7 protein-coding genes are annotated in these 12,364 nt (G+C 66.7%); 1 reads left to right on the top strand and 6 read right to left on the bottom strand.

Annotated elements, in window-relative coordinates:
- Nucleotides 1-6 precede the first annotated feature (6 nt).
- On the top strand, nt 7-2,241 hold the full coding sequence (locus Q0D93_RS04075; RefSeq protein WP_294391668.1) for a hypothetical protein: 2,235 nt from the start codon (nt 7-9) through the stop codon (nt 2,239-2,241).
- Between the two features lie 292 nt (nt 2,242-2,533).
- Here Q0D93_RS04075 and Q0D93_RS04070 read toward each other — a convergent pair whose 3' ends face one another.
- From Q0D93_RS04070 to Q0D93_RS04045, 6 genes are all read right to left on the bottom strand, one after another.
- The gene (locus Q0D93_RS04070) at nt 2,534-4,234 is read right to left on the bottom strand and encodes a DEAD/DEAH box helicase (protein ID WP_294391667.1); all 1,701 of its coding nucleotides are present in this window, start codon (nt 4,232-4,234) and stop codon (nt 2,534-2,536) included.
- Nucleotides 4,235-4,415: 181 nt separating this feature from the next.
- Complete coding sequence (locus tag Q0D93_RS04065; protein ID WP_294391666.1) at nt 4,416-5,159, bottom strand: phosphatase PAP2 family protein; 744 nt, start codon at nt 5,157-5,159, stop codon at nt 4,416-4,418.
- Nucleotides 5,156-6,226, bottom strand: a complete 1,071-nt coding sequence (locus tag Q0D93_RS04060) for a phosphatidylinositol-specific phospholipase C1-like protein (RefSeq protein WP_294391665.1) — start codon at nt 6,224-6,226, stop codon at nt 5,156-5,158. The genes Q0D93_RS04065 and Q0D93_RS04060 overlap by 4 nt, the downstream gene beginning before the upstream one ends.
- Before the next feature lie 10 nt (nt 6,227-6,236).
- On the bottom strand, nt 6,237-8,747 hold the full coding sequence (locus tag Q0D93_RS04055) for a TonB-dependent receptor (protein WP_294391664.1): 2,511 nt from the start codon (nt 8,745-8,747) through the stop codon (nt 6,237-6,239).
- A gap of 195 nt (nt 8,748-8,942) precedes the next feature.
- On the bottom strand, nt 8,943-9,548 hold the full coding sequence (locus Q0D93_RS04050; protein WP_294391663.1) for a YceI family protein: 606 nt from the start codon (nt 9,546-9,548) through the stop codon (nt 8,943-8,945).
- 198 nt (nt 9,549-9,746) lie between these two features.
- Nucleotides 9,747-12,209 (bottom strand): TonB-dependent receptor, encoded by a 2,463-nt coding sequence (locus tag Q0D93_RS04045; RefSeq protein WP_294391662.1) that lies wholly within the window; start codon nt 12,207-12,209, stop codon nt 9,747-9,749.
- Nucleotides 12,210-12,364: the final 155 nt, after the last annotated feature.

Below are 12,364 nucleotides of genomic sequence, written 5' to 3'. Positions count from 1 at the left end.
CATATCATGGCAGCTCTTCGTCACAAGGGCGTGAGCCTGGGTTTGCTGGGCCTCGCGGCTTTGCAGGCAACGGCGCAGGCGGCGGGTCCGGTGGGAACGGCCGTGCCCTATGTGTGGAAGAATGTCGCCTTGGGCGGCGGCGGCTTTGCGCCGGGCATCGTGTTCAGCCCGGTGGAACGCGGGCTGGCCTATCTGCGCACGGACATGGGCGGCGCCTATCGCTGGGATGCGGCGTCCAGGACCTGGCTCCCCCTTCAGGATGGCGAGGCGGAAGCGAGCTACATGGGCGTCGAGAGCATCGCGCCCGATCCCGTGAACGCCGACATCGTCTACCTGGCGGCGGGCATGTCGGCGCGCGGCCCGGCGGCAATCTTCCGCTCGGCCGATCGCGGCGCGCACTGGCAAAAGGTGCCGGTGCCGTTTGCGATGGGCGGGAACGAGGACGGGCGTGGCATGGGCGAGCGCCTGGCAATCGATCCCCATCGCCACGACACCCTGATGTTCGGATCGCGCCATGACGGGCTGTGGCGCAGCGACGATGCGGGGGCGCATTGGGCCAAGGTCGCCGGCTTCCCGCTCACGGGGCTCGGCCGGCCGACCCAGCCGCGTCAGACGCATGGCGGCCTGTCGTTCGTGATCTTCGATCCCAAGGTGTCCGGCCGCATCTTCGTGGCGAGTGCCGATCCGGGCGACCGGCACCTGTTCCGATCCGACGATGGCGGACGGAGCTGGACGGCGGTAGCCGGCGGGGCAGCGCCCGACCTGCTGCCGGTCAAGGGCGTGATCGGCACGGACGGCGTACTCACCATCACCTATTCCGACGCGATCGGCCCGAACGGCATCAAGCGCGGGGCGGTGTGGCGGCTCGACACAAGCAGCGGGCGCTGGACCGACGTGACGCCGCTAAAGGGACCGGACACGCTGCCCGGCGGCTATATGGGCGTCGCCGTGTCGGCGCAGAATCCGCAGGTGATCGCGGTCAGTACCGTCAACCGCTACAAGCCCATCGACACGGTGTGGCGGTCGGTCGATGGCGGTCGCACCTGGGACGAATTGTGGGCGCATAGCGTGCGCGACGTCTCCGCCTCACCCTTCCTCGACTTGGATGACAAGGCCGATTTCGGCCACTGGATTGCGGGGCTGGCGATCGATCCGTTCGATGCCAATCACGCCGCCTACGTCACCGGTGCCACAATGTACGCGACCGACGCGCTGCTGAAGCCCGGCACGATGCGGTGGGTGCCTTGGACCAGGGGAATCGAACAGACCGCCATCATCACCCTGACCAGCCCGACCGGCGGCGCGCCGCTGGTGTCCGGTTTCGGCGACATTGCCGGCTTCCGCCACGACGATCTTGCCGTCTCGCCGCCGCATGTTCACCTCAATCCCTACCTCACCAACACCAACACGCTGGATTATGCGGGCCTGAAGCCGGCGGTGATGGTGCGGAGCGGCAGCCGCCATACAAAGGTGGTGCCGGACACGTCGCTCGCCTGGTCGGCCGATGGCGCGGAAAGCTGGACGCCGTTGCGCGTTCCGCCCTCCCCGCCCCATGCGGATGGCAGCCCGACGCCGGAACAGACCGGTGACGCCGCCGTCACCGTCTCGGCCGACGGGACGACCTTTCTGGTGGAGACGGACCGCCCGGTGCTGACGCGGGATCGCGGACGGACTTGGCAGGCAGTGGCGGGGTTGCCGCCGCGCGTGCGGGTCGCGGCCGACAAGGCCGATCCGCGCCGCTTCTACGCCATCGACTTCGATGGCGGGCATTTGGTGCGAAGCGAAGATGGCGGTTTGCACTTCCACCCCGTCGCCGGGCGCGGCCTGCCCGCCGACCTTGGCCCCGCCCGCGTGACCTGGCGCGAGGCGCAGAACCCGCTGCTCGCCACGCCAGGGCGGGCCGGTGCGTTGTGGCTGAACGTCGGCGGCGACCTCTACCGCTCCACCGATGCGGGTGAGAGCTGGACCCGGACGAGCCAAGGCCTGAAGGCAAACTATTATGGACTCGGCCACGCCGCGCCGGGCGCAAAGTGGCCGGCCGTCTACGCAATCGGCCAAGCCGGTGGGTCGAACGCCATCTGGCGCTCGGTCGACGGCGGCACTGTCTGGCAGCGGATCAACGACGACCAGCACCAATGGGGCATGCGCTTCCGCGTTATTTCCGGCGACCCGCGGCGTTATGGCCGGGTGTATATCGGGACAGACGGGCGAGGCCTGCTCTACGGCGATCCCGCTTGCTGACCGACAGGCCCGTTGAGGATACCGGGCCGATCGTTGCCGAGGCGAAAACATTTCATGCTCCCGCGAAGGCGGGAGTCCAGGAGCCGCAAGGGCGTTGCCCGACACTTCTGGGCTCCCGGCTTCGCGGGAGCATCGTTCTCATGGGAGCAAGAATCCCGGGGATTCCTGACGCACACGTGCGCTTGCCAAGTACCGCCCGGTCTTTGACGCGGACACAGCGTCGACGCTGCCGGGCAGGTTCACCAGATTGAACAAAGGAAGGCGGCGGATCGCTCCGCCGCCCGGGTTCGGGTCACTTCCGGAACGGCTTAGCCTTGTAGCGCGGGGCGGCCGGGCGTGAGCGTTCCCCGTCGGGTGCCCTGCGGGCCGGACCGGCGGGGCGCGGGCCGTCCTGGGTCTGTTCGATGCGGATGCCGCTTTCGTCCTCGCCATCAGCATTGGCGGTACGCTTGACGGTGGCGGCAAACTGCGCGGCGATCGCGGCTGGAACCTGGAAATGGGTTTCATTCGCCGAGATGCGGATCGCGCCGATCGCATTCTTTGTAATGTGCCCGCGACGGCACAGCAGGGGCAGCAGCCAGCGCGGATCGGCATTGTGGCGACGGCCGATGTCCATGCGGAACCACACCACATCCTCGAAGCCAGGACGGTGCTTCTCCTGCTGCTGAGCCGCGCGGCGTGCATCCGGCGAGGCGCCCAGCAATTCCTCCGGCTCGGGCATGGACGCGCGATGCGCCCGCACTAGGGCCGCCGCAATCTCCTGCGGGCTCTTGCTCTCCAGCAGGCGCGTGCCGATCGCCAGATCGTCCCCGTCCGTCTCGATCGGTTCCAGCAGGGTCGCCATCAGCCGGTCGCGATCCTTGGCCTTCACCTCCTCGGGCGTGGGCGGATCGATCCACTCGACGTTGATCTTGGCGCCGCGCAGCATCCCTTCCACCCGGCGACGGCGCGGATAGGGCACGATCAGCACGGCCGTGCCCTTCTTGCCCGCCCGACCGGTGCGGCCGGAGCGGTGCTGCAACGTCTCCGCATCGCGCGGCAGCTCGACGTGTATCACCAGGCTCAGCGACGGCAGGTCGATGCCGCGCGCCGCGACGTCGGTCGCAACGCAGACTCGCGCGCGCCGGTCACGCAGCGCCTGAAGGGCGGCGTTGCGCTCGTTCTGGCTATGCTCGCCGGACAGGGCCACGGCCGCGAAGCCGCGCTCCAGCAGGCTGGCATGGAGGTGGCGCACATTGTCGCGGGTGGCGCAGAACAGGATCGCCGTATCCGCTTCGTGCAGGCGCAGCAGGTTGATGACCGCATGTTCGATATCGGACGGCGAGACGGAGACGGCCTGATAGGCGATGTCGCCATGGCCGCGATTGTCGCTGATGGTGGTGATGCGCAGCGCATCGCGTTGGTAGCGCCGCGCCAGCGCCACGATCGGGGCGGGCATAGTGGCCGAGAACAGCAGGGTCCGCCGCTCCGCCGAGGTGGCATCCAAGATCTCCTCGAGATCCTCGCGGAAACCCATGTCGAGCATCTCGTCCGCCTCGTCCAGCACGGCGACGCGCACGGCCGACAGGTCCAGTGCACCCCGCTCCAGATGGTCGCGCAGGCGGCCGGGCGTGCCGACCACGATATGGGTGCCGTGGCTGAGGTTGCGACGCTCACGCCCCGCGTCCATGCCGCCGACGCAGGTGGCGATGCGCGCTCCCGCCTTGCCGTACAGCCACATCAGTTCCCGGCTGACCTGCAGCGCCAGTTCGCGCGTCGGCGCAATCACCAAAGCGAGTGGCAGCTGCGGCGCGGGCAGGTCCGGCGTCAGCAACTGGTCGGCCATGGCAAGGCCGAAGGCGACGGTCTTGCCCGACCCCGTCTGGGCCGACACGACGAGATCGCGACCGACCGCCCCTTCTTCCAGCACGGCCGCCTGGACCGGCGTAAGGGAGGAATAGCCACGTGCGGCGAGCGCCTCGGACAGAAGCGCCGGAATGTCTGGAAACTGCATGATACTCTTGGAGGTAGGTGGTTACGCAGACTGTGCAAGGATCTGCCGGAAACAGGCCCGCGCCACCGGAAGCCCGGAGCACAGTGTGCGCCCATGTGATTATGGCAGCGCCCCTACCACAGCGCCGCGCCGCGACCAACCTTTTGCTGGACACCTGCCCTTTTCGCCGGGCAGCGCGGGCTCACCCCTTGCTGGATTCCCGTTCCTGCCCGCAGCGCGAGGAGTCCGGCAGTGGCGCGCGTCCGCGCAGTTTGCGCAACTCCCTGGCCGCATCCTCCATGTCGTCGCGGAACGCCTTGGAGGCATGAAGCGCGCTCACCAGGGCGGCGCCGGAAAGATACCCCGCCTCCACCGCGCTGCGGCTGTGCGATCCGCAGATGAAGCGGCTCTCGCCATATTGCCGCCCCCGGCGCAAGATTTCCGTTGCGCGATCCGGCATCAGCTCGGCCAGTATCAGGGCGGTGGACCAGCCGTTGGCGGTGTGACCGGACGGATAATCGCCATTCCGCGCGAGATGATCGGTCTTTGGCTCGCAAATCGGCCCTTGCTGGCTCAGATAGGGGCGCTTGACCGCGAAGCCGTCCTTGGCGCGGCCCACCATGCCGCCGTCGCCCATGCGCTGGAAGACGCGGGCGAGATCGGGCGCGCTGTCCGCATCGATCCGCATGTTGAGCGCGCAGGCGAAGACGGCGAAGCGATCGTCGGTTACGTCACGCTGCGCCAGCGCCCAGCGCGTGGTGCCCGAAAGCTTGCGCGTGTCCAGAAAGGTCCGGCGATCCTCCTCGGCGGCGGGCGAACCCGGTCGCGGCGGTGGCGGAAGCACGCGCATCAGATCGGGCACGGACTGCGCATCCAGATACGGCTCGGGCGCGCGATCCGCCGCAAGCAGGGCGACGGAGGCAAGCGCGAGCAGCGCCCGCTTCATCGCCGCTTTTCCAGATCGCCGCATCCGGCCGGCCGGCGCACCGGATTGCAGCGCGCCACCATCCCGCCCGGCTGTTGCACGCGATAGCCGCCCTCCAGGCGCGGATCGGGCCAGAGATAGTCGGTGGAGACGTACTGCGCCCCGCTTGCCAGCGCCGCGTCGCGCGGGCGCGTGTCGTTGGCCCGGGCCTCCCGCGTATTCGCGTCCGCGCGGGTCCGCACCAGATAGCCGGCCGCCACGTCGCGGCGGATGCGCGCGCCATCCACGATCGGATCGTTGAGCGTCAGATAGGCGGCAGCGGGCGAGGCTTCGTCAGTGTTGATGAAGAATACCCGCTTTTCCAACGAGCGGCGGCGGCCACGATATACCGCGACTTTCTCCGGCGACTCGTCCAGCGCGAACAGGAACCTGCCGCGCGACGCCTTCAGCGTGGGCCAGTTGTTCGCCAGCACCGCGTCGCGCAGGGTGGGATACCTACCCTGCACATCGTCGGGCGTGACCAGCTTGCCCGGCCCCATCACCGATCGGATCTCCGCATCCAGCGCGTCATAGGCCGCCTGGTCATAGCGCAGGGCATCGATGCCCCCACGCGCGGCATTCTGCTCATCCTTTGCGTTGAACATCAAGAGGATGGGAACATGATCGGGATGCCCATCCGACCAGGCGCGGATCGTGCGGAGGCAATCCAGCAGCAGGACGCAGCTGGACGAATTGTCGATGCCGGGGATGTGCAGCACCTTGAAGCCTGGCCGCTTGAGGCGGGGATCGTCCGAATCCGCCGCATAATGGCCGCCTTGCGGATCATAATTGACGTCGATCTCCAATTGGCGCGCGCCGGCATCCAGTTGCTCGGCCAAGGGGCGGTGCGAATAGTCCAGCGCGTCCGCCATCTGTGGTGCCCCGGCGCGCAGCTTCGCCATGGTCGCGGCCGGCATCGGCAGCTTGTAGCTGTTGTGCGTGCCGATCACGGCAATGTCGTTGAGGCGCAAGGGCGGGGCGGCGTCGCGCGCCACCCCGTTGCTTGCGGCGAGGATGGCCGCTGTGGCCGGAACCAGTCGCTTGATCATGTCGCGGGCCTCAGAAGTGGAACAGCACCGAACCCTGCACCGCCCGGCCGAAGATCGGCCGCGCCAGGACCACCGCGCCATCAGCGGCACCCGGCACCTGCTGCTGCCCGCCGCCCTGGCCCAGGCCCAGGCTGTTGGACAGGTTGCTGCCCTTGACCTGCACCGTCAGCGCCGGCGTGATGTCGAATTCGGCGCTGGCGTTGAATACGGAGAAGGAGGGTAGCTTCACCAGATTGGCGTCGTCATTATACTTGGTCCCCTCGAACCGCCATTCGCCCAGCACGCGCAGGCGCCCCTGCAACAGGGTCAGGCGCGGGCGCACGCTGGTCATTACCTTGGGCATGGAGGACGGGCGATTGTCGTCGAACGACACCGCGACCAAGGCCCCGTTCACCTGCGTGTTGTAGGTATAGTTCTTGAACTTGGGATCCTGGTAGGTGGCCGTCGCCGACACGTCGAACCAGTTGGTCGGGCGGACATTCGCTTCCAGCTCCAGCCCGACCGTGCGCACGTCGCCGTAATTGATCTCCTGCACGATCAGCAGCGACTGCGGATCGATATAGGTATTGGTGAACTGCACGTCCTTGAAGCTGTTGTAGAAGACAGTGGCATACAGGCTGCCCCAGTCCTTCATGAACTTCACGCCGCCTTCGGCCTGCTCGATCGACTGGCTGCGGATGCCGGTGGGCAGCACGTTGTCGCGATACTGGCCGATCATCGGCAGGCGATAGGTGTTGGTGTAGCGGGCGAAGATCCCCGCTTCGGGCATGAATTGCCAATTGGCGCCGAACGTGTAGGCATAATCGTCGAACGGCGGCTTGAAGCGGTTGTAGACGCCTGATCCGAACAGGACATTGTCGTCCGCCAGCGTGGTCGGATCGCCCAGATTGTAGGGAGGGCTGCGCACGCCCTCGGAATAGCCGTGCAGCCAGATCTTTTCGTAGCGGAAGCCGCCGTCCAGGCGCAGCTTCGACGTCACCTGCCATTCGTCGGAGATGTGGGCCGCCACGTCCTCATAGCCGCCGAATGAATGGGCAAAGCGCGATTCATAGCGGGCGATGCCGTTGTCGGTAACCCGGCCGACCACGCGCCCCGCCGCATTGACCGCCACCACGTCGAGCAGGCGGGCATTTGGCGCCACCTCCGTGATGCCGACGCCGTCATTGCGGTCATGCGCCCAGTCGGCGGAGGTGCCATATACGCCCAGCTTCACGTCGTGCCGGCCGATGCCCGTGTCGAACACATGACCCAGTTCGACCAACCCGATCGTCTCCGAAATCGGGTTCTGGATCGACTGGAAGGTGTTGACGCCGACCAGGCCGTTGCCGTTCGCATCGGCCGGATAGGCGCTGCCATCGGTCGCGTAGACCAGCCGGACGTCGGTGGCGCCCTGCCCCGCAAAGGCCCGCAGCGCATTGGTGCGAACGCCCGAAAGATAAGCTGCCTGGGTCGAGAGATTGTTAAGGCCGCGGGCGTTGCGGTCGGTGTTGCTGTCGCGATAGCGCAGGCCGCCGCTCAGCGTCGTGCCGTCGTCAAACTCGATATTGCCCTTGGCGGTCAGTTGCAGGTCGCTCGACTGGTTGAAGAGGTTGAAGTCGGCGCGGCGCTGCCCGCGCGGCGTCTTGATCCGGACCAGCCCGTCCTCACGCCCGGTCAGCGTGTCGTCATGACCGTTGAACGGCTCCAGCGGGCGAAGTTTGTTGCCGCTGCGGACCAGGGGCGTCGCATCGAAGAAGAAGTTGTTGTCTTCCATGTACTTGATGCCGAAGGACAGGCTGCCGCGCGCGAAATCCTTGGAGATCAGGACGCGGCCCTGCCCGCCATTGTTGGCGGTCGGCCCCGGATCGCGGACACCCTTATCCTTGTTGTAGAAGCCGCCCGCCGAGAAGCGCCAGCCGTCGCCCAGGGGGCCGCCGAACCAGACGTCGCCGCGGATCTGGCCATAATCGGCGGTGGTCAGCTTGACGATGCCCGACAGTTCGGGCGTGCCCTTGCGCGGGATGAAATTGATCAGGCCGCCCGGCGCGTTGGCGGCGAAGATGGACGACGGCCCGCCGCGCACCGCTTCGATGCTGGCATAGCTTTCGTCGATGCGCAGGAATTGATCGACATTGATCCAGTTGATCCCCGGATCGTGCTGGATCGGCAGCCCGTCCTCATACACGGCGAGCGATTCATAGCCGCCGCGCGGAATGCCGCGCACGCGGATATTGTTGGCGGTCACGCCGGCGGAGGAGTCCGCCCACACGCCCGGGATCTGCTGCATCGCTTCGGCCAGGTTGCCGATCGCGCGCTGGCGCAATTCCTGATCGTTCAGGGTGGTGATGGAATAGCTCGCCTCGACCTTGCGCTGCGTGGTCGTGCCGAGACGCGCAGTCACCAGCACCTCCTCGCCCTGGCCCTCGCGCGCGGCGGCGTCGGATGTCGCGGCGGGTTCCGCCGCCTGGGCGGAGGCTTGCTGATGGCCCACGACAATGGCCATGGCTGCCGCGGTGGCCCGCAGCACCGAAACGATGCGCATATTGCTGTCTCCCTGACGAACGACCGTCTTCGCGGCCGTGCTTCGGGGCGTTCGCTAGTGCAGCACTATGACAGGCGCTGGTCGGTATCGTTACGGTTACGTTAAACGACGGAAGCGGTCTGCGCGCCAGCATCCTTGCACGAGACGTTCGGCAGTGGGCGCGATCATTTCAGTCGCGCCCGCTGCCGGTGCAATTCAGCTTTGCTTTTCAAAGGCCCCGTTGATGGTCAGCTGCACCTGATCGTCGACCACGGGAACGGCGGCGCCCAGGCCGAAGTCGCTGCGCCTGACCGTGCCGGTGGCGGAGAAGCCGACCGTCGTCGCCTTGCTCATCGGATTGGTGCCCGCGCCATAGAATTTGGCCTGCAACGTCACTGGCCTGGTTACGCCCTTGATGGTCAGGTTGCCGGTGACCTGGGCACCCCTGCCGCTCGCCGCCACCTTGGTCGAGACAAAGGTCGCCTCCGGATATTTGGCCACGTCGAACCAGTTGGCGGAGGAGAGATGCTCCTTGAACATCGCGCTGGTGGTGGTGATCGCAGTCATCGGAAAGGTCAGCGACAATTTCGCGGCGGCCGGGTTCTTCGGATCCAGCGTCAGCGTGCCGGTGGGCGAACCAAAGGCCCCCTGCAGCACCGAAAAGCCCATATGGTCGACCGACCACAGCACCTGCGTGTGGTTGGGGTCGACCGTGTAGGTGCCGGCCTGCACGCGCGACACGTCAGGTGCGCCGGGCTTGCCCGCGGGCTGGGCGATCGCCGGCGCGGCGATAAGGGCAAGGGCAAGCAGGGCATGACGCATGGCAAAGCTCCGGATGGTTGGAGCCCGATCCTTATCCGCGCTTCGCACTTCGTCAATGAGACCTGCTTGGCGTAACCATCCGAAGCTTCACGGCCGCGCGGAACGAAGCCCATCGCTTCCTCGGCCAAAGACAGAAAGCGGCGCGTTCACCGTCCGGCACCGCCCTTCCCCGTCCGAATATCTCCGGCGGCGGCTTGCTTACCAGTTCACCCCGACGCGTGCGTAGAGATAGCGCCCGTTGAACCCGAACGGCGAATAATAGGGAAAGGCCGTTCCGCCATTGTTGTAGTTGGCGGCGTTGGTATCCAGCACCCGGTCGGGATAGACGTCGAACAGATTGTTGACGCCAAGAGCGACGTTCAGCCGCTCGGCCAGCTTCACCCGCGCTTCCGCATCCACGATGACGTGGCGGCCCGTATCGGCATAGTCCGCCACGGTCGTCGCAGGCTGGGTGACGTTGCCGTAATAGGTCGCGCGCAACGTCGCTCCAAACCGGTCGAGCGACCAGTCGGCCTGGCCCACCACCTTCACCCGGGGCGTGCCATGCTCATACGCGGCGACACGCTGCGGCCCGAACAAGGCCGGCACGGTCACGATGCCGGTGCCGGTGGGCACGCGGGTGATGTCGACCTTGTTGAAATTGGCCGACGCCGTGAGGTCGAACAGGCCGACCCGGTCCGTGGGCAGGCGGTAATGGCCGACCACGTCGATCCCCTTGGTGGTCGAGCGCAGCCCGTTCACGAAGAAGCGCGCGGCGCTGACATTGTAGGGGGCGAGCAGTTGCGCGATCTCCGGCGTCGCATTCACGCCGGTACCGAGATTGTCCGACAGCCCGATCTGGTCACGAATGCGGATGCGATAGGCGTCCACCGACAGGTCGAACCGCCCGAACCGCACCACGCTGCCGCCCGACAGGTTGAACGACTTCTCCGCCTTCAGCGCCCTGCCGCCCAGCGCGGTCGCGACGGGGCTGGTGGAGGGGTAGAGGCCGGTATCGACGATGGTCGCCACCCCGCCGACATTGGTGACCTGCGGCTGGGTCAGGGTGTAATAGGATTGCTGGAGCGATGGCGCACGGAAGCCGTTGGACACCGTGCCGCGCAGGGCGAAGTTGTCGGTGAAATCGTAGCGGCCGGACAATTTGCCGGTCGCGGGGCTGCCAAAGTCGGAATAATCCTCCGCCCGGCCCGCCAGTCCCAGGGTCAGCCGGTCGAACTTCGCCTCCAGGTCGACATAGCCGCCGATGTTGCGGCGGTGCCGGTCGAGCGCGTTGGCGGTGGAGAAGCCCTGGAAACCCTGTGCGCCCGAACCGAGCGCGCCATTGCCGCCCAACGGACCGCGCGCATAGGATTCCACTTGGCCCGGCTTGATCTCGAACCCTTCGCGGCGCCCTTCCACGCCCCAGGCGACCGTCAGACCGCCGCCGGCGAAATCGAACCTCTTGCTGACGTCGATGCCGGCCGTGAGCTGCTCGTAATTGACCCGTCCGTCATAGAAGTCGGTCGGAGACGCCGCGCCGAAGGTCGAGTTGATCGAGTTCAGCGTGGCGAAGCGCAGGCCGTTGCGGCCATAGGCGACGTTGAGATCGACGTTCCAGTCCGCGACCTCGCCCTTCAGCCCCAAAGCCGAATTGATGTCGTTCGACTTGACGTTGATGCGCGGCACGAAGCCGTCGGGATAGATCGCGGCCACATTGTTGGCGTTGGTGGGCAAGCGGAAAAAGGCGCTGCCCGTGCTGTCGCGATGCTGATAGCCGCCATAGCCGTAGAGCGACCAGACATCGTTCAGCGGCAGGCTGAAATTGGCGAAACCGCTATATTGCTCCACCGATGGATCGCCGAAGCGCGATGTGACCCGGTTGGGCGTCACCCGCCGGTCGAGATCGCCGCGGCTGGTGCGGTTGCGGTCGAGATATTCGCCCGACACGGTGAGGAAGCCGTCCTCGCCCAGCTTGAAGCCTTGCCAGGCCGATGCATTGACGGTGCCGCCGTCATGACGATCATAGCTCGTCCGGGCTGCATTCACCTCCGTGATATACTGGCCATAGGTGACGGTGGCGCCGCCGCCATGATCCGCTTCGCGCAGGCGCAGGTTGATGACCCCCGCAATCGCATCCGATCCATATTGCGCCGACGCGCCGTCGCGCAGCACCTCGACGCTGCCAAGCGCCACGGGCGGGATGGTGTTGAGATCGAAGGCGGCCGACCCGCGTCCGACCGAGCCGTTGGTGTTGAGCAGGGCCGAGCTATGCCCGCGTATGCCGTTGATCAGCACCAGGGTCTGGTCGGGGCTGAGCCCGCGCAATGCGGCGGGGCGGATCGCATCGGTTGCATCGACGGCGGCCGAACGCGGAAAGTCGAGCGAGGGGACCTGCACCGACAAGGCCTGCGCCAGTTCGGTCGTGCCCTGCTGACGCAGCACGTTGCCGGAAATGACATCCACCGGGGTCGCGCTCTGCAAGCGGGTGCGCCCTTCGCCGCGCGAGCCGACGATCACGATCTCCTCGGGCGTGTCGGCAGTGGGGGCCGCATCCGTAGCCGCCGTGACCGATCCTCCGGTCTTCTCGGCCGGCGTGGCATCCTGGGCGAGAGCCGGCATCGCCGCGAATGCCGCACCGGCTGCGATTGCGAGCGAAGCCGGCCGGCGAAGGGTCTTGTTCATGTTATTTCCCTGGATTGGTTGCCCGCCCACGCGCCCGCGGCAAGCGGTAAAGAGCCCCTGTGACCCCTCCTAATTAATTGATCACGCACAAAAAGATTGCAGCCATGTTAGGCTGGCTTTCATCCTTTTTCCGGAACTCCGCCGCACGCGATACG

The sequence above is a fragment of the uncultured Sphingomonas sp. genome (assembly GCF_934560975.1).
Classification (GTDB): Bacteria; Pseudomonadota; Alphaproteobacteria; order Sphingomonadales; family Sphingomonadaceae; genus Sphingomonas_I.
The sequence above is the reverse complement of the archived record's forward strand: the minus strand, read 5'-3'. Positions and strand labels throughout refer to the sequence as shown.